The sequence below is a fragment of the Modestobacter sp. URMC 112 genome, from assembly GCF_053502575.1.
The window spans coordinates 4,355,175-4,380,225 of the sequence record NZ_CP199957.1; the positions used below are offsets into that span (position 1 = coordinate 4,355,175).

The 25,051-nt window shown below is 76.2% G+C and carries 24 protein-coding genes, 1 tRNA gene and 1 riboswitch; of the genes, 10 read left to right on the top strand and 15 right to left on the bottom strand.

Going from position 1 to position 25,051, the window contains the following annotated elements:
- Positions 1 to 35: 35 nt before the first annotated feature.
- Positions 36 to 1,337, bottom strand: a complete 1,302-nt coding sequence (gene thrC, locus ACWIX6_RS20735) for a threonine synthase (RefSeq protein ID WP_448614329.1) — start codon at positions 1,335 to 1,337, stop codon at positions 36 to 38.
- Between the two features lie 12 nt (positions 1,338 to 1,349).
- Positions 1,350 to 1,477: riboswitch (SAM riboswitch) on the bottom strand.
- A gap of 106 nt (positions 1,478 to 1,583) precedes the next feature.
- Between thrC and ACWIX6_RS20740 the strand changes: the two genes are divergently transcribed.
- On the top strand, positions 1,584 to 2,405 hold the full coding sequence (locus tag ACWIX6_RS20740) for an HAD family hydrolase (protein WP_448614330.1): 822 nt from the start codon (positions 1,584 to 1,586) through the stop codon (positions 2,403 to 2,405).
- A 90-nt stretch (positions 2,406 to 2,495) separates the two neighbouring features.
- Here the strand turns inward: ACWIX6_RS20740 and ACWIX6_RS20745 are convergent, their stop codons facing one another.
- From ACWIX6_RS20745 to ACWIX6_RS20765, 5 genes are all read right to left on the bottom strand, one after another.
- The gene (locus ACWIX6_RS20745) at positions 2,496 to 3,371 is read right to left on the bottom strand and encodes an ABC transporter permease (protein WP_448614331.1); all 876 of its coding nucleotides are present in this window, start codon (positions 3,369 to 3,371) and stop codon (positions 2,496 to 2,498) included.
- A complete protein-coding gene (locus tag ACWIX6_RS20750) occupies positions 3,368 to 6,271 on the bottom strand; it encodes an alpha/beta fold hydrolase (RefSeq protein ID WP_448614332.1) in 2,904 nt (967 codons plus the stop codon). The genes ACWIX6_RS20745 and ACWIX6_RS20750 overlap by 4 nt, the downstream gene beginning before the upstream one ends.
- Before the next feature lie 56 nt (positions 6,272 to 6,327).
- Positions 6,328 to 7,917, bottom strand: coding sequence for a LytR C-terminal domain-containing protein (locus ACWIX6_RS20755; protein ID WP_448614333.1), 1,590 nt, complete (start codon positions 7,915 to 7,917; stop codon positions 6,328 to 6,330).
- 370 nt (positions 7,918 to 8,287) lie between these two features.
- Entirely contained in the window at positions 8,288 to 9,202 is a 915-nt protein-coding gene (rarD, locus tag ACWIX6_RS20760; protein ID WP_448614334.1) for an EamA family transporter RarD, read from the bottom strand.
- Between the two features lie 42 nt (positions 9,203 to 9,244).
- The gene (locus ACWIX6_RS20765) at positions 9,245 to 9,682 is read right to left on the bottom strand and encodes a CBS domain-containing protein (RefSeq protein ID WP_448614335.1); all 438 of its coding nucleotides are present in this window, start codon (positions 9,680 to 9,682) and stop codon (positions 9,245 to 9,247) included.
- Positions 9,683 to 9,799: 117 nt separating this feature from the next.
- Between ACWIX6_RS20765 and ACWIX6_RS20770 the strand changes: the two genes are divergently transcribed.
- The gene (locus ACWIX6_RS20770; protein ID WP_448614336.1) at positions 9,800 to 10,198 is read left to right on the top strand and encodes a DUF5313 family protein; all 399 of its coding nucleotides are present in this window, start codon (positions 9,800 to 9,802) and stop codon (positions 10,196 to 10,198) included.
- 22 nt (positions 10,199 to 10,220) lie between these two features.
- Positions 10,221 to 10,640 carry a Rieske (2Fe-2S) protein gene (locus ACWIX6_RS20775; RefSeq protein WP_448614337.1) on the top strand — a complete coding sequence of 140 codons (420 nt, stop codon included), beginning with the start codon at positions 10,221 to 10,223 and terminating at the stop codon, positions 10,638 to 10,640.
- Positions 10,641 to 10,733: 93 nt separating this feature from the next.
- Here the strand turns inward: ACWIX6_RS20775 and ACWIX6_RS20780 are convergent, their stop codons facing one another.
- The 3 genes from ACWIX6_RS20780 to ACWIX6_RS20790 form a co-directional block, all read right to left on the bottom strand.
- Entirely contained in the window at positions 10,734 to 10,940 is a 207-nt protein-coding gene (locus ACWIX6_RS20780; RefSeq protein WP_448614338.1) for a dodecin, read from the bottom strand.
- A 111-nt stretch (positions 10,941 to 11,051) separates the two neighbouring features.
- A tRNA-Thr gene (locus ACWIX6_RS20785) sits at positions 11,052 to 11,126 on the bottom strand.
- 63 nt (positions 11,127 to 11,189) lie between these two features.
- On the bottom strand, positions 11,190 to 11,720 hold the full coding sequence (locus tag ACWIX6_RS20790) for a hypothetical protein (protein ID WP_448614339.1): 531 nt from the start codon (positions 11,718 to 11,720) through the stop codon (positions 11,190 to 11,192).
- Between the two features lie 156 nt (positions 11,721 to 11,876).
- On the opposite strand from ACWIX6_RS20790, the gene ACWIX6_RS20795 reads away from it, so the two are divergent.
- From ACWIX6_RS20795 to ACWIX6_RS20810, 4 genes are all read left to right on the top strand, one after another.
- Entirely contained in the window at positions 11,877 to 12,641 is a 765-nt protein-coding gene (locus ACWIX6_RS20795; RefSeq protein ID WP_448614340.1) for an ABC transporter permease, read from the top strand.
- Between the two features lie 119 nt (positions 12,642 to 12,760).
- Positions 12,761 to 14,197, top strand: coding sequence for a trypsin-like peptidase domain-containing protein (locus tag ACWIX6_RS20800; protein WP_448614341.1), 1,437 nt, complete (start codon positions 12,761 to 12,763; stop codon positions 14,195 to 14,197).
- 85 nt (positions 14,198 to 14,282) lie between these two features.
- Positions 14,283 to 15,563 carry a DUF445 domain-containing protein gene (locus ACWIX6_RS20805; protein ID WP_448614342.1) on the top strand — a complete coding sequence of 427 codons (1,281 nt, stop codon included), beginning with the start codon at positions 14,283 to 14,285 and terminating at the stop codon, positions 15,561 to 15,563.
- Positions 15,564 to 15,596: 33 nt separating this feature from the next.
- Complete coding sequence (locus ACWIX6_RS20810; protein WP_448614343.1) at positions 15,597 to 15,989, top strand: RidA family protein; 393 nt, start codon at positions 15,597 to 15,599, stop codon at positions 15,987 to 15,989.
- Positions 15,990 to 15,992: 3 nt separating this feature from the next.
- Here the strand turns inward: ACWIX6_RS20810 and rlmB are convergent, their stop codons facing one another.
- Genes rlmB through ACWIX6_RS20835 form a run of 5 tightly spaced genes read right to left on the bottom strand, consistent with a single transcriptional unit; the run spans position 15,993 to position 20,070 of the window.
- The gene (gene rlmB / locus ACWIX6_RS20815) at positions 15,993 to 16,973 is read right to left on the bottom strand and encodes a 23S rRNA (guanosine(2251)-2'-O)-methyltransferase RlmB (protein ID WP_448614344.1); all 981 of its coding nucleotides are present in this window, start codon (positions 16,971 to 16,973) and stop codon (positions 15,993 to 15,995) included.
- Positions 16,955 to 18,358 carry a cysteine--tRNA ligase gene (gene cysS / locus ACWIX6_RS20820; protein ID WP_448614345.1) on the bottom strand — a complete coding sequence of 468 codons (1,404 nt, stop codon included), beginning with the start codon at positions 18,356 to 18,358 and terminating at the stop codon, positions 16,955 to 16,957. The genes rlmB and cysS overlap by 19 nt, the downstream gene beginning before the upstream one ends.
- A gap of 10 nt (positions 18,359 to 18,368) precedes the next feature.
- Entirely contained in the window at positions 18,369 to 18,863 is a 495-nt protein-coding gene (gene ispF / locus ACWIX6_RS20825) for a 2-C-methyl-D-erythritol 2,4-cyclodiphosphate synthase (RefSeq protein ID WP_448614346.1), read from the bottom strand.
- Positions 18,860 to 19,534: a 2-C-methyl-D-erythritol 4-phosphate cytidylyltransferase gene (gene ispD, locus ACWIX6_RS20830; RefSeq protein ID WP_448614347.1), complete on the bottom strand. Its 675-nt coding sequence runs from the start codon at positions 19,532 to 19,534 to the stop codon at positions 18,860 to 18,862. Before ispD ends, ispF begins: the two co-directional genes overlap by 4 nt.
- A gap of 53 nt (positions 19,535 to 19,587) precedes the next feature.
- Positions 19,588 to 20,070, bottom strand: coding sequence for a CarD family transcriptional regulator (locus ACWIX6_RS20835; protein WP_179649379.1), 483 nt, complete (start codon positions 20,068 to 20,070; stop codon positions 19,588 to 19,590).
- A 154-nt stretch (positions 20,071 to 20,224) separates the two neighbouring features.
- On the opposite strand from ACWIX6_RS20835, the gene ACWIX6_RS20840 reads away from it, so the two are divergent.
- Positions 20,225 to 21,061 carry a UbiA family prenyltransferase gene (locus ACWIX6_RS20840; protein WP_448614348.1) on the top strand — a complete coding sequence of 279 codons (837 nt, stop codon included), beginning with the start codon at positions 20,225 to 20,227 and terminating at the stop codon, positions 21,059 to 21,061.
- A 30-nt stretch (positions 21,062 to 21,091) separates the two neighbouring features.
- Here the strand turns inward: ACWIX6_RS20840 and ACWIX6_RS20845 are convergent, their stop codons facing one another.
- Positions 21,092 to 22,651, bottom strand: a complete 1,560-nt coding sequence (locus ACWIX6_RS20845; RefSeq protein WP_448614349.1) for a cryptochrome/photolyase family protein — start codon at positions 22,649 to 22,651, stop codon at positions 21,092 to 21,094.
- 210 nt (positions 22,652 to 22,861) lie between these two features.
- Here ACWIX6_RS20845 and ACWIX6_RS20850 point away from each other — a divergent pair, with 210 nt between their 5' ends.
- Positions 22,862 to 23,605 carry a hypothetical protein gene (locus ACWIX6_RS20850; protein WP_448614350.1) on the top strand — a complete coding sequence of 248 codons (744 nt, stop codon included), beginning with the start codon at positions 22,862 to 22,864 and terminating at the stop codon, positions 23,603 to 23,605.
- 55 nt (positions 23,606 to 23,660) lie between these two features.
- Complete coding sequence (gene radA / locus ACWIX6_RS20855; RefSeq protein ID WP_448614351.1) at positions 23,661 to 25,022, top strand: DNA repair protein RadA; 1,362 nt, start codon at positions 23,661 to 23,663, stop codon at positions 25,020 to 25,022.
- Positions 25,023 to 25,051 lie beyond the last annotated feature (29 nt).

The following is a 25,051-nucleotide window of genomic DNA, read 5'->3' on the forward strand; positions in this document are numbered from 1 at the left end:
TCGCGAGGGGTGGGGGGGGGGGGGGACGGGGTCCTTCACCCGATCAGGCCGGCCGCCCGGAGCGAGGCCAGCGACGGCTGGACCCGGTGCGTTGGGCCGACCACCGGCAGCAGCGGGTCGAGGGTCTTGAGCCCCTCACCGGTGTTGAGGACGACGACCTCCCGGCTGGGGTCGAGCCGACCGCTCTCGACCAGCTTCCGCAGCACCGCGACGGTGACCCCGCCGGCCGTCTCACCGAAGATGCCCGTCGTCCGGGCCAGGTCACGGATGCCGGCGACGATCTCCTCGTCCCCCGCCCGGCCGACCGAGCCGCCGGTGCGCCGGACGGCGTCCAGGGCGTAGGGGCCGTCGGCGGGGTTGCCGATGGCGAGGGACTTGGCGATGCCGGTGGCCCTGACCGGCTTGACCACGTCCCAGCCGTTGTCGAAGGCGGTGGCGATCGGGTCGCAGCCGGCCGACTGGGCGCCGAAGACCTTCCAGTCGGTGGCCTCGACGACGCCGGCGGCGGTCAGCTCGCGCCAGGCCTTGTCGACCTTGGTCAGCAGCGACCCCGACGCCATCGGGATGACGACCTGGGCGGGGATGCGCCAGCCGAGCTGCTCGGCGATCTCGTAGCCCATCGTCTTGGAGCCCTCGGCGTAGTAGGGCCGGACGTTCTGGTTGACGAAGGCGGTGTCCTCGAACTCGTCGGTCTCGGCGAGCTCACTGGTGAGCCGGTTGACCTCGTCGTAGGACCCGTCCACGGCGACCAGGGCCTGGCCGTACACGGCGGACTGGACGATCTTGCCCGGCTCGAGGTCGCTGGGCACGAAGACGAACGAGGGCAGCCCCATCCGCGCCGCGTGGGCGGCGACGGAGTTGGCCAGGTTGCCGGTCGAGGCACAGGCGATCTTGCGGTAGCCGAACGTCCGTGCCGCGGTGGCCGCCAGGCTGACCACCCGGTCCTTGAAGGAGTGCGTGGGGTTGGCGGAGTCGTCCTTGACCCAGAGCCCGCCGGTGATGCCGAGCTCGGCAGCCAGCCGGTCGGCGCGCACCAGCGGGGTCAGCCCCGGGTCGAGGGTGACCCGGTCGGCCGGGTCGTGCCCGACGGGCAGCAGCGGGGCGTAGCGCCAGATGTTCTGCGGCCCGGCCTCGATCTGTCCGCGGGTGACCGCGCGCATCAGCTCGCCGTCGTAGTCCACCTCGAGCGGGCCGAAGCACTCGGCGCAGGCGTGCTCGGCGATGAGGCCGAAGGTGGCGCCGCAGTTGCGGCAGACCAGGCCACGGGCCGGGTTGGGCGTGAGCGGGCCCCCTGCCGACGAGTCGGCCTGGGCGGCACCGGGAGCGGTCATGGTCATGCGACGACTACCTCCTCATCTTCCCCGCGCCGGGCCGTCGAGCCGCGCGGGACGGAATTGGCACCTTCCGGCCGCGGGTGTGCGGACGGCGGTTGCCGGGGCTTCGTCGGGCCGTGTCCCTCTGCCCCTCTGGATGAGTGGAACGGGGAGAGCCTACCCGCGGCGGGGGCGGCCGACCGCAACGGCCGACGAGGCCCGCCGGGCATCGGACAGGACGCTCCGCCGGGTACCGGCCAGGATGTCGGGGTGCCCACCCGCATCGTCTACACCGACCTCGACGGCACCATGGTCGGCCCGCGCGGGTCGTTCTGGCACACCGCCGCCCGCGCGCTGACCGCCACGCCGGCCACCGCCCTGCTCGAGCTGCACCGGGCGGGGGTCCCGCTGGTGCTGGTCAGCGGCCGGACCCACGAGCAGCTGGTGGAGGCGGCGCGGATCTTCGCCGCCGACGGGTCGATCGCCGAACTCGGGTCGCTGGTGAGCTGGGCGGGGGGCCGGGAGACCCACCTGCTCACCGGTGAGCTGCCGCGCGAGCACGCCGGACGCACGCCGATGGCGGTGATGGCCGAGCTCGGGGTGGTCGAGGAGCTGGTCGCCGCCCACGCCGGGCGGCTGGAGTGGCACGAGCCCTGGCACGCGACGCACACCGCCGACGCCCTGCTGCGGGGTCTGGTGGACGCCGCCGCCGTCGACGCGTGGCTGGCCGGGCGCGGCTGGGGCTGGCTGACGTTGAAGGACAACGGCCAGATCCCGGCCACCGCGCGGATGACGCTGGCGGAAGAGGCGCGGCCGCCGCGGGTCTACCACCTGATGCCGCGCGGCATCACGAAGGGCGCGGGGATCAGCTGGGACCTCGCCCGCCGCGGGCTGGACCCCGCCGACGCGGTGGCGATCGGCGACAGCGTCAGCGACCTGGAGATGGCCCCCGCGGTGTCCCGGTTGTGGATCACCGCCAACGGCGCCGCCGTCCCGGGGATGACCGGCCTGGTGGCCGCCGTCCCCAACGCGTCGGTGACCGACGCCCCCATGGGCGAGGGCTGGGCCCAGGCCGTCCTCGCCAGCCTGTAGGCCCCGTCCAGGGCACCGCCCCGAGCCTGCGAGGGGTGGGGAGGACGGGGTCCTCCTGGCGAGCTCGGTGCGAGCCTCCGGACGGGGCCGTCACGAGGTGACGTCCTTGCGGCTGAAGTGGCGGACGGCGAGGGCGGTGAACACCGCCGCGTAGGCCAGCCCCTGGACGACGCCGCGGAACAGGTCGGCGGAGTCGACGGGGGTCTGCAGCAGGTCGGTCCAGGCGTAGTTGAACGCCGTGGGGAACCAGTCGCGGATGCCGCCCAGCTGCTCGACCTGCTCCAGCACGGCGAAGACGACCGTGGTGAACACGGCGCCGCCGACCGCGGCCAGCGGGGCGTCGGTCACCGTGGAGAGCCAGAAGGCGAGGGTCCCGACGACGAGCAGGTGGACGGCGAGGTAGCCGACCATCCCGGCCAGCCGCAGCAGCGCCGTCCCCTGGTCCAGGGAGATGCCCACCGGCGTCTGCAGGTCCTCGAAGCCGAACGCGACCCCGCCGGCGACCAGCGAGACGGTGACCAGCACGACCAGCGAGCCGACCGACAGCACCAGGGCAGCCAGCCACTTCTGGCGGAGCAGCCGGGCCCGCGGGACCGGCGTGGCCAGCGCGTACCGCAACGACCCCCACTGCGCCTCGCTGGCCACCGTGTCACCGAAGAACAGCGCGAAGACCACCACGAGGAAGAAGCCGGTGGTGGCGAAGAGCACGAAGAGCGTCAGGTTGAGGCCGCTCGCCGTCGCGACGTCCACGAGGTTGACCCGGTCGTTCTCCGCCGCCTCCTCGCTGCCACCCAGCTTCAGCGCGCCGATGAGCAGGTGCGGCAGCACGACCATCAGCGCCAGGACGCCGAGGGTCCGGCGGCGCTTGAACTGCCGGCGCAGCTCGACCGACAGTCGCAACGTCCGCTCCGGCCGGTACCCGGCGACCGCTCCGGTCGCCTGGACGTGCGGCTCGACGGTGCTCATGACTCCCCCACCAGTGACAGGAACGCGTCCTCCAGCCGGCGACGGGGTGTCAGCTGGTCCACCCCGATGCCGGCCTCGACCAGCGCGGTCAGCGCGGCGGCCCGCCCGGTGGGACCGAGGTCGACGACCAGCCCCTCGTCGACCCGCTCGACCGGCCCCACGCCGGGCAGCGCCGCGAGGACGGCGACGGCCCGGTCGGTGTCGGCGTCGTCGGCCAGTCCGAGGAGCACCGCCCCGCCGGTGCCGACGATCTCCTCGACGGTGCCCTGGGCGATCTTCTGGCCCTTGGCCATCACCACCACGTGGCTGCAGGTCTGCTCGATCTCGGCCAGCAGGTGGCTGGAGACGATCACCGTGCGGCCGGTCTGGGCGTAGGAGCGCAGCACCTCGCGCATGGCGTGGATCTGCGGCGGGTCCAGCCCGTTGGTCGGCTCGTCGAGGACCAGCAGGTCCGGCAGGCCCAGCATCGCCTGGGCGATGGCCACCCGCTGCCGCATGCCCTGGCTGTACCGGCGCACCGGGCGGTCGATGGCGGCGCCCAGGCCGGCCACCTCGATCGCCTCCTCCATGTGCGCGTCGGCGGGCGGCCGGCCGGTCGCCGCCCAGTAGAGCGTGAGGTTGTCCCGGCCGGACAGGTGCGGCTGCAGGCCGGTGCCCTCGACGAAGGAGCCGAGCCGGGACAGCACCGGCGCGCCCGGCCGGGCGGCGTGCCCGAACACCGAGATGCGCCCCTCGGTCGGCCGGATGAGCCCCATCAGCATCCGCAGCGAGGTGGTCTTGCCCGCGCCGTTGGGGCCCAGCAGTCCGAGCACCTGGCCGCGACGCACCTCGAAGGACAGGTCCCGGACGGCGACGAAGCCGTCCTTGTAGGCCTTGGTGACGCCCTCGAAGCGCAGCGGCACGTCCTCGCCGTCGGGGCTGGCCTCGGACAGCTGCCGCCGGCGCCGGCGGCCCCACAGCACCGCGGTCAGCCAGCCGAGCAGTCCCAGCGCCGCCAGGACGCCGAGCAGCACCCACCAGCGGGCCGACCCGGTGGTGCCGGCGACGGTGCCCCCGGCCTGCGGGACGGCGAGCTCGGCGGTACCGGTCCCGAGGCCGACGGAGTACACCGCCGCCTGGGCCGGGAGCGCGAAGCCCTGGTCGGTCGAGGAGACCAGCAGCCGCATGGTGTGCCCGGCCTCGAAGCGGTGCACGATGCCCGGCAGCGTCACCGGGACCCGGGTCGGCGCGGCCGGGTCGGTGGACAGCCCGGTCAGCCGCAGCGGGGCCACCAGTCCGGCGGGCAGGGTCGTGCCGCCGTCCGGACCGACGTCGTACAGCTTGGCGAACAGCGTCGCCGTCCCGCTGGGCGAGGAGACCGCGAGGGTGGTGGTGGTCGTCCCCACCACGTCCAGCGCGTCGGGGAGCGGCGAGCTGTCGAAGGCGGCGAACTGCCCGGGGACCTCCACCGTCGCCCCGCCGAGCGCGGCGCCGACCGCGCCCAGGCCGGGCACGGTGGTGAGCGCCGCGGGGCTGCCGCCGGCCGGCGTGACCACCGGCTGGGCGGGGCCTCGGACGGACACGGCGCTGCGCTGCGCGGGGTCGCCGCCGTCCAGGCCGGGGTAGGCCGCGGCGGCGACGGTCTGCGTGCCCCCCTGGACGGTGACCCCGCCGCCCACCGCGGTCGGCGCGGGGTAGCTGAAGCCGGCGTCCTGCCCGGCGGCGGGCTCCTGCCCGCGCAGGTGCACGTCGAACCAGCCCGCCACCCGGTCCCGCAGGTCCGCGGTGACCCGCTCGGAGGCCGACGTGTCGTGGCCCCCCGCGTACCAGACCACGCTGACCGGGGTGCCGTTGGCGGCGATGCCCCGGGCGTTGGCGTCGGCCTCGCCCAGGCCGAACAGCGAATCCTGGGTGCCCTGGACGAGCAGCGTCGGGGCGGTGATCCGGTCCAGCACCGCGGCCGGGCTGCTGCGGTCGAGCACCGCGGCGACCTCGGGGGTCAGCGTGCCGGTGGAGGCAGCGGCCTGGTAGGCGGCGCAGACGTCGGCCCGGAACCGCCCGCAGGTCAGCCTCTGGGGGTCCGGCGCGACGTCGGGGGCACCCGACGCGTCGTCGCGCGCCGCGCTCCCCCCGCCACCGGCGGCGCCCCCGCCGAACCCGGCCAGGCCACCGAGCAGCCCGCCACCGGTGGGCACGGAGCCGACGCCGAAGAAGAGCCCGGCCCAGGACCGCTTGAACACCCCCGCATCGGTGCTCACCGGGGCGGCGGCGAGCGTGTCGGCGTCCTCGACGGTGCCGGCTGACTCGGGGAACAGCGCCGAGGTGAGCGAGTGCCAGGTGATCTGCGGGACGATCGCGTCGATCCGCCGGTCCTGCGCCGCGGCCAGCAGCGACAGCGCGCCGCCGTAGGAGGCGCCGGCCACGCCGACGCGCGGGTCGCCGGCGGCGTCCAGCAGCACGTCGTCGCGTCCGGCGAGCAGGTCGAGCAGCGTGGAGACGTCGGCGACCTCGTACCGGGGGTCGTCCAGCCCGATCTGGCCGGTGCTGGCGCCGAACCCGCGGGCCGACCAGGCCAGGACGACGTAGCCCCGCTCGGCCAGGTCCTGGGCGTCGGCGGCGACCGAGCTCTTGCTGCCGCCGAACCCGTGGGCCAGCAGCACGGCCGGGGCCGGGTCCGCCGGGGTGGCCGAGCCGGGGAGGTACAGGGTGGTGTCCAGCTCGACCGCGTCGGGACCGGTCCCCGACGGCACCCGCGCGTCCTCGGTCCCGACGTCCTCGGCGGCACGCGCCGCGTCCGGCGGGGTGAGCACGACGAGCGCGACGGCGAGCAGGGCGGTGAGCAGGGCGGCGACCGCCGACCGGGTGCCAAGGTGGGGACCAGGGCTCGGGCCGACGGGCGCGGGCCCGGGGACGGGACGCACGTGGGCGGCAACGGACGGCGGGCCGAGTCGGTTCCGCCGGAGGCGCCGGGGTGCGGTCAGGGCTGCCAGTTCCCCGTGGCGACCACCACGAGCCCGGGGTCGGGGACATCGGGGACGTCGAAGAAGCGGGGCGCGGGTCCGGACACGTCGGGGAACTGCTCGATCAGCTGCTCGGCGGCGGCCTGCTGCACGGGGTCGCCCTCGGTGTAGTAGACGGTGGTGATCGCGATCTCGGGGCCCGCGTAGGGGCCGGTGCCGCGCAGCTCCCAGCCGCCGGCGCCGATCAGCTCGCTGATCGACCCGGCCAGGCCGGTGATGCCGGTGCTGTTGAGCACCGTCACCGGGGCGCGGACCGGGGTGGGCGGGGCGACCTCGGCGGGCGGGACCGCGGCGGAGGGCTCGGGAGCGGGGACGGTGGCGGACGGGGCCGGCGCGGTGGCGGTGGCCCCGGTCCCGGCCTTGAGCGCCCCGGAGGACGCCTCCTGCGTGGCCGGGGAACCGAAGGACCAGGCGCCCAGCAGCACCAGCGCGACGATCACCATGGCGATCGCGAACTGCACCGGCCGGGGCGGTGACCCGGACGGCGCGGCTGCGCCGACGTCGCGGGCGCCCGGGTCCGGCGCGGAGCCGCCGCGGCGTCCGCGGCCGGCGGGGTCGCGGCGCGGCGGGGCGGTCCGGGAGTTCGTCGCCGTGCCGCCGCGGCGACCGGCCTTGCGGGCCGCGGCCTCGGCGGCCTGGCGCTCCAGACGGGCGGCGGCACGGCCGCCGACGGGCCCGCTGGCCGGCCCCGGGACCGGCGCCGGGGCGTCGTCCTCCCGCGGGCGCTCGGCGGCGGACGCGGCGCCCGTCGGGACGCCGGCCGACGCGGGACCCGGGACCTGCGGGACCGGGGAGTCCGTGCGGCGGCCGGGTCGCGGGCGCTCCCCCGTGCGCGGGGACAGCCCGGGCCCGGCGGTGGAGGTCAGCGAGGTGGCCGGCGCCGAGGGCGGTCCGGCGACCGGCACGAGAGCCGTCGGGTCGGACATCGGGGCGGCGAGGGCGGGAGCGGGCAGTGACCCCGGCCCGGCGGAGGAGGAGAGCGAGGTGGCCGGCGCGGCGACGGGGGCGAGCGAGGTGGGCGGCCCGGCGACGGGGCCGACGGGGCCCAGCGGGGTCGAGGACCGGCGCGCCGGACCCGCGCCGGGGGGAGCCACCGTCGCGGGGACGTCGGGAGCCGGCCGGTCCCAGGGACCGCCCGGGTCGGACGCGGCGGACCCGCTGCCGGCCGGGTCCCAGCCGGTGGACTGCCACGAGCTGCCCACCGGGTCGTGCAGCCAGCCCAGGTCGTCGGCCGGTCCGGGACCGGTCGGGTGCGGGGCCGGCGCGGCGACGGGTGCGGCAGTGGTCCAGGCCCCGGGCGTGGACGCGGGTCCCGGTGCCGGGCGGCGGGCCGGGGGGCCCGGGGTGGGGCGGGCACCGGTCGGAGCACCGGCGCCCGTCGCCGGGCTGCGCGGTGGAGCGGGCTGGTCGCCGCGCCGCCGTCCGCCACCGGGCGGGGTCGACGTCGCCGGCCGGGCGGCCGTGGCCGGAGCGCGGCGGAGCACGGGGTCCTCGCCGGGCGGCAGCAGTCCCTCCCGGCGCCGCTCGGCACGGCTGCGCCGCGGCATGGTGGCGTCGTCGGCGCCCGTGTCCGGTCCGGTTCCGACCGGCCGCGCGGGCGGACCGGGTTGCTCCGGGCTCCGCCACGGCGGGGCGTCCGGCCGGAGCGGGGCGGGGGCGGCTGCCGTCGGGGGTGCGGCGGCAGGAGCCGGGGGCGTGCGGCGGTCCGGCGAGGGGACGGCGGCGCGCGCGGAGGTCGCCGGAGCGGCCGGTCGCTGGTCGAGGGCGACGGCCTCCGAGCCCCGTCCGTCACCCGCCGACGCCGCATGCCTCCCCACGGTGATGAAGGCTAGCCCGCGTGCGGGCTCGTGCCCAGCGCAGCACCGGGTGATCCGGGACGCCAGCCCCACCGGTCACACGGTTGGGCGCGGCGGTCCCTCAGGTGGTGGCCGGCACCCGGGGCTCGGCCGGCCGGCGGTTGCCGTGCGCCGCGCGCAGCGTGTCGACCGTGAAGACCACCAGCGCCACCCACACGAGGGCGAACCCAGCCAGCCGCGCCGGGGGCATCGGCTCGCTGAACACGAAGACGCCGATCGCCAGCTGCATGAGCGGGTTGACGTACTGCAGCAGCCCGACGGTCGACAGCGGCACCCGGCGGGCGGCGGCGGCGAAGAGCAGCAGCGGGATCGCGGTGGCGATCCCGGAGCCCACCAGGAGCAGCGCGTTGCCGGCACCGGCGTGGCCGAAGACGGCCGTGCCGCGGGCCTCCATCACGCCGATCACCAGCAGTGCCGGGACCACCACCAGCGCGGTCTCGACGAACAGCCCGGGAGCGGCCTCCACCCGGACCAGCTTCTTCATCAGGCCGTACAGGCCGAAGGAGCCCGCCAGGGCGAGCGCGATCCACGGGGGCCGGCCGTAGTCCACGGTCAGCACCACCACCGCCACAGCGGCGGTTGCCACGGCCACCCACTGCATCCGGCGCAGCCGCTCACCGAAGGCCACCACCCCCAGCAGCACGCTGACCAGCGGGTTGATGAAGTAGCCCAGCGAGGTCTCGACGACGTGCCCGGAGTTGACGCCGTAGACGAACACCAGCCAGTTGACGACGATCAGCGCCGCCGCGAGGGCGAGCACCCCGAGGGTGCGCAGGTCGGTGACGGCGGCGCGGACCTGGGTCCAGGACCGCACCACGGTGAGCAGCACGGCGACGAACAGCAGCGACCAGACGATGCGGTGGGCGACGATCTCCACGCCGCCGGCCGGCTCGAGCAGCGGGAAGTACAGCGGGAACAGGCCCCAGAGCAGGTAGGCCGCCAGCCCGGTGAGCACCCCCACCCGGCGTTGGTCCATGCAACGACCCTACGTCGGACCGGCCGGGGCGCCGGCGGTGGCTCAGCCGGTCTGGATGTACCCGACCAGCTGCTCCCGCTCGGTCTCCAGCTCGTCGAGCCGGGCCTTCACGACGTCCCCGATGGACACCAGGCCGGCCAGCCGGCCGTCCACCACGACCGGCACGTGCCGGACCCGGCGCTCGGTCATCAGCCGGGTCAGGTCGGTGACCCCGGTCTGCGGGGTGCAGGTGTGCACCTGCGCCGTCATCACCGAGCTGACCGGGTCCCCGAGGACCGCACCGCCGCGGGCGTGCAGCCCGCGGGCGACGTCGCGCTCGGAGACCACGCCGTCCACGTGCTCGCCGTCGGCGGTCACCACCAGCGCCCCGACGTTGCGCTCCACCAGCTGGGCCAGTGCGTCGCCGATCGTCGCGTCGCCCGGGACCGTGGCCACCGCGACTCCGTCGACCTTGTGTCGCAGCACGTCCTCGACCCGCATGCGTCCTCCTCCGGTCACCCTCGGCGAAGTGTGGCGCAGCTCACCCTCCGGCACAACCGTCCGCGCGGCGTGCACGGGAGCGGCGCCGTGCCCGCCGGTGCGCCTACCGTCGACTGTGTGGCAGCTGGACGACCCAGCCCGTGGCAGTGGCTCTGGTACGCGTACGGCGGGGGGCTCCCCCGCTCCCTGTCCGGCTGGGTGCTGGAGGACGTCACCCGGCGCACGTGGGTGTGGCGGCACCTGGCCCGGGCGCTGGTGCAACTGGCCCCGGTGGTGGTGCTCTGCCTGACGGTGGCACCGGTGCCCCTCGCCTTCCGGGTCAGCGCCGCCCTCGGCGGGACGCTGATCGGACTGCTCTTCTCCCTCGCCTACATGACCGAGACGACCGAGCACCGGGCGGTCAAGGCCGGGTACCCGCCGGGGACGAGTGGCCGGGTCCGGGCCGAACGGGCCGAGCGGGAACGGGTGGAACGACAGGCCCGGTACCGCCAGGGCGGGTCGGGCAGCTTCGACTGAGCGACGGGGCAGGATGGCGCCCGTGACGTCCGTGCCCCCCTGCCTGTCCCGCCGGACCCTGCTCGCCGCCGGGGGCGCGGGCCTCGGGGCGCTCGGCCTGGCCGGGTGCGCCGGCGGACCGGACGTGCCCGAGGTGACCGGGACCGCCGCCGGGGACGTGCTGGTGCCGCTGGCCGACGTGCCCGTCGGCGGCGCCCACGAGCTGTCGCTGGACGGGCGACGGGTCCTGGTGTCCCGGCCGCGGGAGGACGAGGTCGTCGCCTTCGACGCCGAGTGCACGCACCAGGGCTGCACCGTCCGGTCCACCGACGCCGGGCTCGTCTGCCCCTGTCACTCCTCGGCCTTCGACCCGGCGACCGGCGACGTCCTGGAGGGGCCCGCGACGTCCCCGCTGACCCCCGTCGAGGTGGAGGTCCGCGGGGACGACGTCGTCCTGGCCTGACCCGGCCCGGTCCCGAGTCGAAGGACCCGCGCCGGGCCGGCCCGCTCCAGGGACCCGGCCCGAGCGTGCGAGGGCTGGGGAGGAGCGGGTCCTTCAGTCGACCCGGAAGCCGATCTTCATGGTGACCTGGAAGTAGCCGACGTCGCCGTCGACGACCTGGCCGCGGATCTCCTGGGTCTGGAACCACTCGATGTTCCGCACGGTTTGCGAGGCCTTGCGGATGGCGGTGCGGATGGCGTCGTCGACGCTGGTGGGGGAACTGCCGACGATCTCGCTCAGCCGGTAGACGTGGTCGCTCAAGGCTGCTCCTCGGGGTCGGCTGCCCTGTCGGCAGCGAGGACCCGACCTTGGCACGGTCGCCGTCCCCACGCGCGTCCGCGCGGGGTGCCCGGATCGTCGTCCCGGGCCTGGTGGAGCCCCATGTCCGGATTGAACGGACGACCTTTCGCTTACAAGGCGAGTGCTCTACCACTGAGCTAATGGGGCGGGTGCAGACCGGCTGCGAGGCTACCGGTCGGCCGGCGGCTGCGGCCCCCGGCCGTCCCCCGGTCAGCTCGGGCCGGGGCCCGCCGTCGAGTCGCCACGCAGGTACCGGGCGGGCGAACCGTCGACCGACGCCCCGGACACCAGCCAGCGGGCGAAGCCGGCGGGGTCCCGGCGTTCCAGCTCGTCCAGCACCTCGCCCCGGCGGCGGACCACCTGCCCCCGGATGACGGGGTCGACCACCGTCTCCAGGACCGTCGCGGTCCGCTGCCACTCCCGGCCCAGTTCCTCCACCGACGCGGTCGCCACCGGCGGCAGGGCCGGCCGCGGGGTGTCCGGGGGGGCACCCCGCTCGGAGGGGTGCAGGGACCGGCGCGTGGCCGGCGGGCCCGCCGGCGGCGCGATCGCCGCGCCCGGACGGCGTCCCGGGGCGGGCAGGCGACGCAGCCACCAGACGAGTGCGGCCGAGCCGGCGCACAGGACGAGGACGGCCTCGGCCGCCCGCCCGGCCATCACCGACAGCACCACCGCCGTGCCGCCGGCCGCGACGGCCGCCAGCCGGACCGCGGCGCGGGTGAGCGGACCGCGTGCCGCCACGGCTTCCTCCCGGTGGATGAGCAGGGCCGCGCCGACCGGCCGGGTGCTGGCCCGTCGTCGACCCGATGTGCAGAGAGTCCCCCACCGCGGCCGATCCCGCTCGTCGTGGTCCCGGCCCCCCGGAGGCGCCCACCGCGTCGGGCACGATGGCGCGCCGTGGGCAGCTCCGTGGTCGACCTCGGACCGGGTCTGGTGGCGGCCCTGCTGGTGCTGACCGCACTCGCGGCCGCCGCCGGGTGGGGGTCCGGGCTGGGGCAGCAGCGGCCGGTGGTCACCGCCGCGCTGCGGGCCACCGGCCAGCTGGCCGCGGTCTCGGCCGTGCTGGTCGCCGTCGTCGGGTCGCTCGAGCTGTCGGCACTGTTCGTGCTGGTCATGCTCAGCGTCGCGGCGGTCACCGCGGCGGGCCGGGTGACCCGCCTGCCGCTGCGCGCCCCGGGCCTGCGGCGGCGCTCCGTGGCCGCGGGCGCCGCCGTCGTCGCCGGCGCGGCGCCGGTCGTGCTGCTGGTGCTGGCCACCGGGGCCGTGCCGCTGCGGGGCATCGCGGTGATCCCGGTCGCCGGGATCGTGATCGGCGGCGCCATGACGGCCACGTCGCTGGCCGGTCGGCGGCTGCGCGAGGAGCTGCAGCAGCGGCGCGGGGAGGTCGAGGCCGCGCTGGCGTTGGGGCTGTTGCCCCGCGACGCGGTCCTGGAGATCGCCCGGCCCTCCGCCGCCACGGCGCTGGTGCCGGCCTTGGACCAGACCCGCACCGTGGGTCTGGTCACCCTCCCCGGCGCGTTCGTCGGCGTGCTGCTCGGTGGTGGCAGCGCCGTGGCGGCCGGCGCCGCCCAGCTGCTGGTGCTGGTCGGGCTGCTGGCCGCCCAGTGCCTGGCCGTGTGGGTCACCCTGGAGCTGGTCGCCCGGGGTGAGCTGGGCGGCTGACCCGGGCGCCGCCGCGTCCAGGGAACTCACAGCGCACCTCCAGTCGCGGACCAGTCCGCCGCCGCAGAGTGGTGTCATCGCAGCGGGGACGGCCCGCCGCGGGTTTGGGAGGACGACCAGTGACCGAGCAGAACCGCCCCGGCGACCAGACCGGGCCGGACGACGACCGGACCGCCGCCGGGGCGCAGCTGCCGCCGGCCGACCCGACACCGCACCAGCCCACCGACCGGCCCGCGGCGCACGCCGCCAACCCGTACCGGGCGCAGGACGCACCCACGACGCCCGTCAGCGGCCCGGCTGCCCCCGGCGCCACCCCGGCGGGTCCCGGCGCGACGGCCCACCAGGGCTGGCCGCCGGCCGGCTGGGGCCAGCGGCCCGGCGGCCCCGGCGGGGTCCCACCGGTGTTCCAGCCGCCCGGGGCGCCGGGCGCCTTCCCCGCCGCGAGTGCGCCGGCACCCCGCCGGGCCGGCCGGTGGCGGATGGGCGTGGCCGGCCTGGTGGCCGGTGCGCTGATCGGCGGCGGCGCCGGAGCCGGCGTGGCCACCGTGATCAGCGACGACGTCGCCGGCCGGGCCACCACGGTGAGCGCGCAGGACGTCACCATCACCAACCCCCAGACGGCCACCTCGGCCGCCGCGGCCGCCGCGAAGGCCGCGCCCAGCGTGGTCACCGTGTACGTCAGCTCGGGGTCCGGCTCGGGCTCGGGGTCCGGCGTCGTCCTCTCCGACGACGGCTACGTGCTGACCAACAACCACGTGGTCTCGCTGGACGGCGCCGGTCAGGGCGCCGGCGTCCAGGTCCGCACCGCGGACGGGACGCTGTACGAAGCCGGGGTCGTCGGCACCGACCCGTCCTCGGACCTCGCCGTCCTGAAGCTGCAGGACGCCTCCGGGCTGACCCCGGCGACGTTCGCCGACTCCGACGAGGTCCAGGTCGGCGACCTGGCAGTGGCCATCGGGGCACCTCTGGGGCTGTCGAACACGGTGACCGACGGCATCATCAGCGCCACCGACCGGGCCGTCGCCACCGGTTCCGACCAGGAGCAGACGGTCATCGACGCCCTGCAGACCGACGCCGCGATCAACCCGGGCAACTCCGGTGGCGCGCTGGTGGACGCGGCCGGTGAGGTGATCGGCATCAACACCGCCATCGCCACGGTGGCCACCCAGCTGCCCGGCCAGGAGGCCCAGGGCGGGAACATCGGCGTTGGCTTCGCCATCCCCTCCAACACCGCCACCCGGATCGCCCAGCAGATCATCGACACCGGCTCGGCCACCCACGCGCTCCTCGGCGTGAGCGCCCGGACCGCGGCGGCGCAGGACTCCCCCGTCGGCACCGGTGCGGAGGTCGTGCTGGTCCAGGCCGGCAGCCCGGCCGCCGACGCCGGACTGCAGGTCGGTGACGTGGTCACCGCCGTCGGCGACCGGCCGGTGACCTCCTCCACCGAGCTCACCGCGGCCGTGCGCAGCGCCCAGCCCGGCGACGAGGTGACGCTGACCGTCCGGCGGGGGTCGGACACCAACACGGTGGACGTCACGCTGGCCGCGGCCGAGTGACCTCCCCCGCGGACCGCCGGCCCCGTCCCCGCACCGCGGGGGCGGGGCGGGCGGGCGTCCGCGACGAGCCCCTTAGGCTCCTCCCGTGCCGGGCCCGCAGTCGACCGTCCCGCTGACCGGCTCCCTCGACGACCCGGAGCGCGCCCGCGACCTGGCGCGGATGAAGCGCCTGGCGACCGGCCTGTTCGTGGCGGCCGCCGCCGTGTTCCTGGCCTGCGTCCTCGCCGGCGAGGAGGCCGGCGCCTGGGTCGGCTACGTGCGCGCCACCGCCGAGGCCTCCATGGTGGGCGCGCTGGCCGACTGGTTCGCCGTCACCGCGCTGTTCCGGCACCCGCTGGGGCTGCCGATCCCGCACACCGCGGTCATCCCGCGCAAGAAGGACCAGATCGGCACCAGCCTGGGCACCTTCGTCCAGGACAACTTCCTGACCCGCGCGGTCGTCGACGAGCGGCTGGCCGCCACCGACGTCCCCGGCCGGCTGGGCGCCTTCCTCTCCGCACCCGGCCGGGCCGAGCGGCTGGCCGGCGACGTCGGTGCCGCCCTCGGCGCGCTGACCGAGCTGCTCCGGGACGACGACCTGCAGCCGGCGGTGGCCTCGGTGGTCGACCGCAAGCTGCGGGAGACCCCGGCGGCGCCGGCCGTGGCCCGCACCCTGGAGCTGGTCGTCGACGGCGACCGGCACCAGGAGGTGCTCTCCGCGGCGCTGCACGGCCTGGCCCGCTTCCTGGAGGACAACCGGGTGGTCTTCCGCGCCCAACTGGGCGACGCCTCCCCGCCCTGGGTGCCCGACTGGGTCGACGACCGGGTGTTCGACAGGGTGTTCAGCGGCCTGCAGCTCTTCCTGGCCGAGGTCGGCGCCGACCCCCGGCACGAGCTGCGCCGCTCCTACGACGGCCGGCTGCGCGCCTACGTGCACGCGCTGCGCACCGACCCGGCGACGGCTGACCGGGTGGAGCACCTCAAGGACGAGCTGCTGGACCACCCCGCCGTCCGCACCTGGTCGGGGTCGCTGTGGACGACGGTGAAGAACGCGGTGGTCACCGCCGCCGCCGACCCGGACTCCGAGCTGCGGGCGCGGCTGGCCACGGTGATCCGGCAGCTCGCCGACCTGCTCACCCACGACCCGACGGTCCGCGAGCTGGTGCAGCGGCAGACCCGCCGGGCCGCCGGGTACGCCGTCGAGCGCTTCTCCGGCGACGTCGCCGACCTGGTCGGCACCACGGTGGCCCGCTGGGACACCGACGAGACCAGCCGCCGGATCGAGCTGCAGGTCGGCCGGGACCTGCAGTGGATCCGGGTCAACGGCACCGTGGTCGGCGGGCTGGCCGGCCTGGTCATCTACACCGTCGCGCAGCTGCTGTCCTGATCGCGTGGCGCGGGCACCGCCTACGGTGCCGGCATGACCGCTCCCGTGCACACCGACGTCCCGGGGATGCTCCCTGGCCTGTTCCCCTACTCGCTCGCCGTCCGGCTGGGCGACACGGTGCGGACCGCCGGCATCGTCGGGATCGACTACACCTCCGGGCGCCCGAGCTCGCTGACCGACTTCCGCACCCAGGTGCGGGCCACGATGGACAACCTGGTGGCGGTGCTGACGGCGGCGGGCACCGGCCCCGTCGACGTGGTGGAGACGTCGTGCTACCTCACCGACATGGGCCGGTGGGACGAGTTCAACGCCGTCTACAGCGAGTACTTCACCCCGCCGATGCCGATCCGCACCACCATCTCCTGCGGGTTCGTCCCGCCCTACCTGGTGGAGGTCTCCGCGGTCGCCTGGTCGCCCCGGACCTGAGGGTCAGCGGCGCGCCGCTGCCGCGGCGAACAGGGCGATCCCGGCGGCGACGCTGACGTTGAGCGACTCGGTGGCCCGGGTGATCGGGATGGAGACGACGACGTCGCACCGCTCCCGCACCAGCCGGGACAGCCCCGCGCCCTCGGCCCCGACCACCAGCGCGATCGGGTCGGCGAAGCCGTCGTAGTCGTGGATGTCCATGTCCCCGTCGGCGGCCAGGCCGACGGTCTGCAGCCCGGCGTCCTGGTAGCCGCCCAGGGTGCGGGCCAGGTTGACCGCGCGGGCGACCTTCAGCCGGGCCGCCGCACCGGCGCTGGTGCGCCACGCCGAGCCGGTCATCCCCACGGACCGCCGCTGCGGGACCACGACGCCGTGCGCGTCGAACGCCGCGGCCGAGCGGACGATGGCCCCCAGGTTGCGTGGGTCGGTGACCCCGTCGAGCGCGACGAGGAGCGGCGGGCGGCCGGAGTCGCGGGCGATGTCGAGCAGGTCGTCGGGGTGCGCGTAGTCGTAGGGCGGCACCATCAGGCCGATGCCCTGGTGCAGCGCCCCGTCGCTCATCCGGTCGAACTCGGCCTTGCCCACCTCGAGCAGCGGCAGCCCGCGGTCGGCGGCGAGCTGCACCGACTCGGCGATCCGCTCGTCGGTGCCGCCGCGGCTGGTGTCCCCGGTGACCACGTACAGCGCGGTGGCCGGGATGGACGCGCGGAGCGCCTCCAGCACCGGGTTGCGGCCCAGCAGCAGCTCGGGGGCCTCCTCGTTGCGCCGCTGCACGCGCTGCCGGTTGTCCCGCCGGGCGACGGCCGCCTGCGCCTTCTTGAAGGCCGGGTGGTTCGGCCGCGCCGCGGCCGGCGGTGTCGCGCCCCGGCCGGCCAGCGACCTGCGGTTCTTGCCGCCGGTCCCGGTCGTGGCGGTCTTCTTCCCGGCGCCGGCCGAGCGGCCGCGTCGTTGGCTGTTGCCGGCCATCAGCTGGTCAGCTCCCATCGTGTGCCCTGGGCGGTGTCCTCGACCTGCACGCCCAGAGCGCCGAGCTGGTCACGGATGGCGTCTGCTGCTGCGTAGTCCTTGCGGGCCCGGGCGGCGGCGCGCTGCCCGAGGGCGAGGGCGACCAGGCCCTCGGTCACCCCGGTGAGCCGCCGGTCGGTGCCGCCGCCGGCCCACTGCGGGTCCAGCGGGTCCAGGCCCAGCACGCCCAGCATCGCGCGGACCGAGCCCAGCACACCGGCCACCGCCCGGTCGTCGCCGGCGGCCAGGGCGGTGTTGCCCTCACGCACCATCTCGTGCACCGCGGCGACCGCCGCCGGGGTGGCCAGGTCGTCGTCCATGGCGTTGGTGAAGTCGGCACACAGCACGGGGGCGCCGACGTCTGCCCCCACCCGCTCCGCGGCCTTGCGCACGAAGGACTCCAGCCGCCGGTAGGCGACCCCCGCCTCGGCCAGCGCCCCCTCGGTGAACTCGATCGTCGACCGGTAGTGCGGGGCGACCAGGTAGTACCGCAGCTCCACCGGGCGCACCCGCTGCACGACCTCGTCGACCAGCAGGGTGTTGCCCAGCGACTTGCTCATCTTCTCGCCGCCCATGGTGACCCAGCCGTTGTGCAGCCAGTACCGGGCGAACCCGTCGCCGGCCGCCTGGGACTGCGCCCGCTCGTTCTCGTGGTGCGGGAAGCGCAGGTCCAGGCCGCCGCCGTGCACGTCGAACTCCGGGCCGAGGTAGCGCCCGGCCATCGCGGAGCACTCCAGGTGCCAGCCGGGCCGGCCGCGCCCCCAGGGGGTGGGCCAGGACGCGGTGTCCGGCTCGCCGTCCTTGTGGCCCTTCCACAGCGCGAAGTCGCGGGGGTCCCGCTTCCGCTCGTCGGTGTCGGTGTCCGCCGCCGGCTGCAGGTCGCCCAGCTTCTGGCCGGTCAGCTCCCCGTAGCCGGGGAAGGAACGGACGTCGAAGTACACGTCGCCGCCGACCGCGTAGGCGTGGCCGCGGCCGATCAGCCGCTCGATGAGCTCCACCATCTCGGGCACGTGCCCGGTGGCCCGCGGCTCGTAGGTGGGCGGGAGGGTGCCCAGCACCTCGTAGGCGCGGGTGGCGGCCCGCTCGTTCTCGTAGGCCCAGGCCCACCACGGCACCCCGGCGGCGTCGGCCTTGGCGAGGATCTTGTCGTCGACGTCGGTGACGTTGCGGACGTAGGTGACCTCGCTGCCGGTGTGCAGCAGCCAGCGGCGCAGCACGTCGAAGGCGATCGCGAAGCGGACGTGCCCGATGTGCGGCGGGCCCTGCACGGTGAGGCCGCAGACGTACATGGAGACCCGTCCCGCACGCAGGGGCGTGAAGTCGCGCACGGCACGCGCGGCCGTGTCGTACAGGCGGAGGCTCACTGCGCGGAGTCTACGGCGCGCCCGGCGTGCTCCGGACCACGAGCGCGGTGGCCACCGCGGCCCTGCCCTCGCCGCGTCCGGTGAGGCCCAGCCCGTCGGTGGTGGTGGCGGTGACGCTCACCGGGGCGCCCAGCGCGGCGGACAGTGCGGCCTCGGCCTCGGCCCGGCGCGGGGCCAGCTTCGGGGTGTTGCCGATCAGCTGGACCACCGCGTTGCCGATCTCCCAGCCGGCCGCGGCGAGCACCTCGCGGACGTGCTCGAGCACCGCGGCACCCCGGGCACCGGCCCAGCGGGGGTCGTCGGTGCCCAGCAGCCCGCCGATGTCACCCAGGCCGGCCGCCGACAGCAGCGCGTCGGTGAGGGCGTGCGCGGCGACGTCACCGTCGGAGTGCCCGGCGCAGCCGTCGACCCCCGGCCACTCCAGCCCGGCCAGCCAGCACGGCCGCCCCGCCTCGACCGGGTGGACGTCGGTGCCGATGCCGACCCGCGGCAGGGGGGTGGTCACAGCTGGAGCTCCGCCAGCGCCAGGTCGTGCGCCACGGTGATCTTGGCGGCCCGCTCGTCGCCGGCGACGGTGTGCACCCGGGTCCCGGCGGCCCGGACCACCGAGGCGTCGTCGGTGAACTCCGCGGCGGTGCCGTGCGCGCGGCCGTAGGCGGCGACCAGCGTGGCCTGTTCGAAGCCCTGCGGGGTCTGCACCCGACGCAGCGGGGCGCGGGGCACGTCGTCGGTGACCGCGCCGTCGTCGTCCACGACCACGGTGGTGTCGACCACCGGCAGCACCGGGACGACGGCGTCCGCGCCGTCCTCCAGCGCGGCGAGGACCCGGGCGACCACCTCGGGCGGGGTGAGCGGGCGGGCCGCGTCGTGCACCAGCACGGCACAGCGGCCCGTGTCCGCGGCGTGCTCGCGGGCGACGGCGAGGGCCGCCCGGACCGACGCCGTCCGGGTGTCGCCCCCGACGACGACGTGCACATCGTCGGGCAGCACCGCGGTGAAGGCGGCCCGCTGCGGGGCAGGCACGGCGACGACCACCTCGTCCACGCCCCCGGCGCGCAGCGCGTCCACCGCCCAGCACACCAGCGGCCGGCCACCCAGCCGGACCAGCGCCTTGGGGAGTTCTGCCCCCAGACGCAGACCACTCCCGGCCGCTGCGACGATGCCGACAGCGTGCACGGGAGTGGTCTGGGGATCTCTGGGGTGGAGCCGGGCGCCGGGGACGCCCCGACTCAGGAGGCGAGGACCTCGTCGAGGAGGACCTCGGCCTTGTCCTCGTTGGTGCCCTCGGCGAGCGCGAGCTCGCTGACCAGGATCTGCCGCGCCTTGGAGAGCATCCGCTTCTCCCCGGCGGACAGGCCGCGGTCCTTGTCCCGCCGCCAGAGGTCACGCACGACCTCGGCGACCTTGTTCACGTCACCGGAGGCCAGCTTCTCGAGGTTGGCCTTGTACCGCCGCGACCAGTTGGTCGGCTCCTCGGTGTGGGGGGCACGCAGCACCTCGAAGACCTTGTTCAGGCCCTCCTGACCGACGACGTCACGGACGCCGACGATCTCTGCGTTGTCTGCCGGGACCCGCACCGTGAGGTCGCCCTGGGCGACCTTCAGCACGAGGTAGCGCTTCTCGACACCCTTGATGGTCCGCTGCTCGATCGCCTCGATGAGCGCCGCGCCGTGGTGCGGGTAGACAACGGTCTCGCCAACAGTGAAACCCATGTGTGTGTGACCCCTTTCGCTCACCCCAGGTTACCACGGGAGAATGCCGCCCGGCTCGTCGAACTCCGACAAACGCGCAGGTCAGGGGCTCGACCGAGGTCAACCGGGGGTTGACAGGGAGGTGGTCTGTGTGCGTGGGCACACGCTGGGCGGCGTGACGGGAGCACCGGCGACCCTCCGCGCGCTCGCCCGGGCCACCCATCCGGGACCCGCGCTCGCGGTGACCGTCGTCGCGGTGCTGCTGGTCGTCGCCGCCGGTGCGGACGCCGGCCGGACGGCCCTGGTCGGGGTCGCCGTCCTGGCCGGTCAGGCGTCGATCGGCTGGAGCAACGACTGGCTCGACGCCGGCCGCGACCTGGCCGTCGGCCGGACCGACAAGCCGGTGGTCCAGGGTGCGGTGACCCCGGCCCTGCTGCGGACGGCGGCCGGCGGGGCGCTGGCCCTGGCCCTGCTGCTGTCCCTGCTGCTGGGCGCCGTCCCCGGCCTGCTGCTGCTCGGGCTGGTCGCCAGCGGCTGGGCGTACAACGCCGGGCTCAAGCGCACCGCGGCCTCCCCGCTCCCCTACCTGACCGGGTTCGGCGCGCTGCCGGCCGGCGTGGTGGCCGCCGCCCCCGGCACCCCGGCCGCCCCCTGGTGGCTGGTGGCCGCCGGCGCGGCCCTGGGCGGCGCGGCGCACGTCGCCAACGTCGCCCCCGACGTCGCCGACGACCTGGCCACCGGCGTGCGCGGGCTGCCGCACCGGATCGGCGCGGTCCCCTCCGCGGTGGCCGGGGCGCTGCTGCTGGGCGGGGCCACCCTGCTGCTCGTGCTGGGTCCCGCCGGGCCGCCAGGGGTCGCCGGCTGGGCCGCGGTCGTCCTCGCCGTCCCGGCCGTCGTCCTGGCGGCCCTGGCCGGCAGCCCGCACCGGCGCCGCGCCGCCTTCCCCGCGGTCATGGTGCTGACCGTGCTGGACGTCGTCCTGCTGCTCCTCAGCGGCGCCGCGGTGCGCTGAGGAAGGACCCCCCTGCCCCTGCAGGGGGGCCTACGGCGGGTCGGTGCCGCGGCGGACCTCCTGGTCGACCACGGCCTCGAGCCCCTTGAGCCGCCCGAGCCCGGCCAGCGGCTGGCGCATCCGCCGGTTGCCGGCCAGCCGCTCGCGGTTGCGGTCCAGGAAGGCCCAGTAGCCGGCGGTGTACGGGCAGGCGTCCTCGCCCAGCCGCTGCTTCGGGTCGTAGCGGCAGCCGCCGCAGTAGTCGCTCATCCGGTCGATGTAGGCGCCCCCGGCCGCGTAGGGCTTGGTGGCCAGCACGCCGCCGTCCCCGTGCTGGCTCATGCCGACGACGTTGGCGACCATCACCCAGTCGTAGCCGTCGACGAACAGCCGGTGGAACCAGTCGGTCATCGCCAGCGGCCGGATGCCGCGCTGCAGCGCGTAGTTGCCCAGCACCATCAGCCGCGGGATGTGGTGCACCCAGCCGCGCTGCCGGAGGTCGGCCAGCACCGAGGACAGGCAGTTGGCGTCCACCGCCTCGGCGTCGAGCTCGGCGAGCCAGGCGGGCACCTCCTCCTGGGCGTCCAGCGCGTTGCCGTGCCGGTAGTCGCGCCCCAGGTACCAGTAGAGGTGCCAGATGTAGTCGCGCCAGCCCATCACCTGCCGGACGAACCCCTCCACGGAGTTCAACGGCAGCGGCTCCCCGGCCGCGACCGACGCCCGGTACGCGGCCTCCGCGCGGTGCACGACGTCGACCGGGTCGGCCAGTCCCAGGTTGAACGCCGCGGACAGCATCGAGTGCGCCAGCCAGGGGTCGCCGGCCAGCATGGCGTCCTCGTGCGGGCCGAACGCGCCGAGCCGGTGGTCGAGGAAGTCGCGCAGCCGCAGCTCGGTCTCCGCCGCGCTGGCCGGGAACAGCCGCGGACCGTCGTCCCCGACGAAGGCGACGTCGCCGTCGGCCACCCAGCGGTCGAGGTCGGCGCGCACCTGCGCGTCGATCTCGTCCTCCTCCGGCAGCCAGGGCGGCGGCACCGGCACCCGGCCGTCCGCCGGCGGTGGCTCCCGGTTGTCGTGGTCGAGGTTCCAGGTGCCGCCGACCGGTTCGGCGCCGTCCATCAGGACGTCGTGGACGCGCCGGGCCACCCGGTAGAAGTCGTCCATCAGCAGCCGCTGCCGACCCCTGCTGTCCGCCCAGCGCCGGAAGTCGTCCTGCCCCGTGACGAACCCGCGGGCGGCGAGCACCCGCAGATCGGGGCGGCGGAGCACGAAGTCGCGGGCCGGCCAGGTGGTGGGCGCGCAGACAGACAGCGGCTCGCGCACCTGCTCCAGCGCCTCGCCGTAGGTGTCGGTCTGCAGGAACACCGCCTGGTCGCCCAGCTCGGCGGCCCGGTGCCGCAGCGCGGACAGCAGCAGGTGCGCCTTCTGCCGGTGGAAGCGCCGCCGCCGGAACACCGAGCGCGCCTCGACGAGCAGCACCGGCTGGTCGGGGGCGTCCAGGAAGTGCGGGCCCAGCTGATCGGCGAAGCACCAGCGCCGGGTCTCGGGCGCCCGGGCGGGGAAGTCCGCCAGCGCCGGGTCCCGGACCTCCGACCTGCTGTTCCCCGCTCCCACCGGACCAGCTTGCCCCGCGGCTGCGTCCCCCGCCTCCCCACGGCCGTCCGGCGGGCGTCCTGCGCCCGCCCGCCTCCGCCCGCCTCCGCCCGCCTCCCAGCGGCGACCCGGGGCCGACCGTTACGCTCTCCCCGACTCAGGTCACCCCTCCCCGGTGGCCGGCACGTCCTGGAGGTCGACGCTGTGAACCGCGCACTGCGCGCTGCTGCGATGGGTGCTCTGCTGCTCTCGCCGGTGGCCCTCTCGGCCTGCAGCGCCGGCCAGGTCGCCCAGACCGCGACCCAGGTCCGGGACAAGGTCGGCGGAACGGCGACGATCGGTGACCTGACGATCCGCGACGCCCAGCTCGAGTTCCCGGACGAGGGCGTGTACGAGGCCGGCAGCGACGCCTCCCTCCTGGTGGCCATCTCCAACACCGGCCAGGAGGAGGACACCCTGGTCGGCATCTCCGGCGAGGGCTTCGCCGCCGCCGAGCTCGTCGGCCCGCCGGCGACACCGGAGCCGACCGACGTCGACGCCACCGGCACGCCCACGGCGACCCCCACGCCGAGCCCGACCGCGGCGCCCGGTGGCACGGCCGCCGCCCCGACGGCCGCCCCGGCGCCCACGACCGCGGCCCCGGCGCCCACGACGGCGGCACCCACCACCGCGGCACCCACCACTGCGGCTCCGACCAGTGCGGCCTCCACCGAGCTGGAGGTGGTCATCCCGCCCAACAGCAACGTCTTCATCGGCGGTGACGGCCCGTCCGTGGAGCTGACCGGGCTCCAGGACGAGCTCACCGCCGGCCAGGCCCTCGACGTGACCATGACCTTCGAGCGGGCCGGGGACGTCCAGGTCCGGGTCCTGGTCGGCGTCGCGACCGAGGAGCAGCCCCGCGGCGAGCCCTTCGACTTCCACCACGAGGAAGAGGGCGGCGGCGAGACGCAGCTCGGCGGCAGCGACACCGAGTGACCTCGCGGCAGCGCCGCACCCCCGGACTGTCGTACCCCCCCGGCACGATCGCCGGGTGCCTCCGTCCGTGAAGTCCACCCGCCCCGCCCACCGCTGCTCCGAGTGCGGCTACACCTCGGCCAAGTGGGTCGGCCGCTGTCCCGAGTGCCAGACCTGGGGCAGCATCGCCGAGGCCGGTGCCGTCGCCGCGCCGCTGCGGTCGGTGAGCGCCGGGCCGGTCAGCGCCAAGGCCCGGCCGATCTCCGAGGTCGAGCTGGCCGGCGCCCGGGCGGTGCCCACGGGCATCGCCGAGTTCGACCGGGTGCTGGGCGGCGGCCTGGTCCCCGGCGCCGTCCTGCTGGTCGCCGGCGAGCCGGGGGTGGGCAAGTCGACGCTGCTGCTCGAGGTCGCGCACCGGGTCGCCGCCGCCAACGGCCCCACGCTCGTGGTCTCCGGCGAGGAGTCCGCCGCCCAGGTGCGGCTGCGCGCCGAGCGGATCGGTGCGCTGCACGACCAGCTGTACCTGGCCGCGGAGACCGAGCTGAGCGCGGTGCTGTCGCACGTCGAGGACGTGAACCCCTCGCTGCTGGTGCTGGACAGCGTGCAGACCGTCCGCTCCCCCGCCGTCGACGGCACCGACGGCGGGGCGACCCAGGTCCGCGCCGTGGCCGGGGCACTGTCCGCGGTGGCCAAGGGGCGCGGGATGACCACCATCCTGGTCGGCCACGTCACCAAGGACGGCGCCATCGCCGGCCCACGGGCGCTGGAGCACCTGGTCGACGTGGTCATCTCCTTCGACGGCGAGCGGCACTCCACCCTGCGGATGGTCCGGGCGACCAAGAACCGCTTCGGGCCGGCCGACGAGATCGGCTGCTTCGAGATCGGCGACAGCGGGGTGATCGGGGTGCCCGACCCCTCCCACCTGTTCGTGTCGCGCCGCTCGGCCCCCGTCCCGGGCAGCAGCGTCACGGTGACCATGGAGGGCAGCCGGCCGCTGCTGGCCGAGGTGCAGGCCCTGGTGGCCACCGCGGGCGGCGGGTCGCCGCGCCGGGCGGTGAGCGGGCTCGACCCCGCCCGGGTGGCGATGGTCAACGCCGTGGTGGAACGGCGCGGTGGGGTCAAGCTGGCCGAGTCCGACGTGTTCGCCGCCTCGGTGGGCGGGGTCCGCATCGTCGAGCCCGCCGCCGACCTGGCCCTGGCCCTGGCGATCGCCTCCGCGGCCAAGGACCGCGCCCTCCCCTCCGGGCTGGTGTCCATCGGGGAGGTGGGCCTGTCCGGGGAGATCCGGCGGGTGGGCGGGACCAGCCGGCGGCTGGCCGAGGCAGCCCGCCAGGGCTACACCACCGCCCTGGTGCCCGAGGACGCCGGACCGGCGCCGCAGGGCATGCGGCTGATCGAGGTGCCCGACCTGGGCGCGCTGTTCGCCCGGCTGTGGTGAGCGACCGGGCGGCCGGGGCGCGGCCGGCG

Coding starts and splice junctions, on each gene's coding strand:
- thrC (WP_448614329.1), bottom strand. CDS start 1,337: ATGACCATGACCGCTCCCGGTGCCGCCCAGGCCGACTCGTCGGCAGGG.
- ACWIX6_RS20745 (WP_448614331.1), bottom strand. CDS start 3,371: ATGAGCACCGTCGAGCCGCACGTCCAGGCGACCGGAGCGGTCGCCGGG.
- ACWIX6_RS20755 (WP_448614333.1), bottom strand. CDS start 7,917: ATGCCGCGGCGCAGCCGTGCCGAGCGGCGCCGGGAGGGACTGCTGCCG.
- rarD (WP_448614334.1), bottom strand. CDS start 9,202: ATGGACCAACGCCGGGTGGGGGTGCTCACCGGGCTGGCGGCCTACCTG.
- ACWIX6_RS20765 (WP_448614335.1), bottom strand. CDS start 9,682: ATGCGGGTCGAGGACGTGCTGCGACACAAGGTCGACGGAGTCGCGGTG.
- ACWIX6_RS20810 (WP_448614343.1), top strand. CDS start 15,597: ATGACCGCTCCCGTGCACACCGACGTCCCGGGGATGCTCCCTGGCCTG.
- rlmB (WP_448614344.1), bottom strand. CDS start 16,973: ATGGGAGCTGACCAGCTGATGGCCGGCAACAGCCAACGACGCGGCCGC.
- ACWIX6_RS20835 (WP_179649379.1), bottom strand. CDS start 20,070: ATGGGTTTCACTGTTGGCGAGACCGTTGTCTACCCGCACCACGGCGCG.
- ACWIX6_RS20850 (WP_448614350.1), top strand. CDS start 22,862: ATGGGTGCTCTGCTGCTCTCGCCGGTGGCCCTCTCGGCCTGCAGCGCC.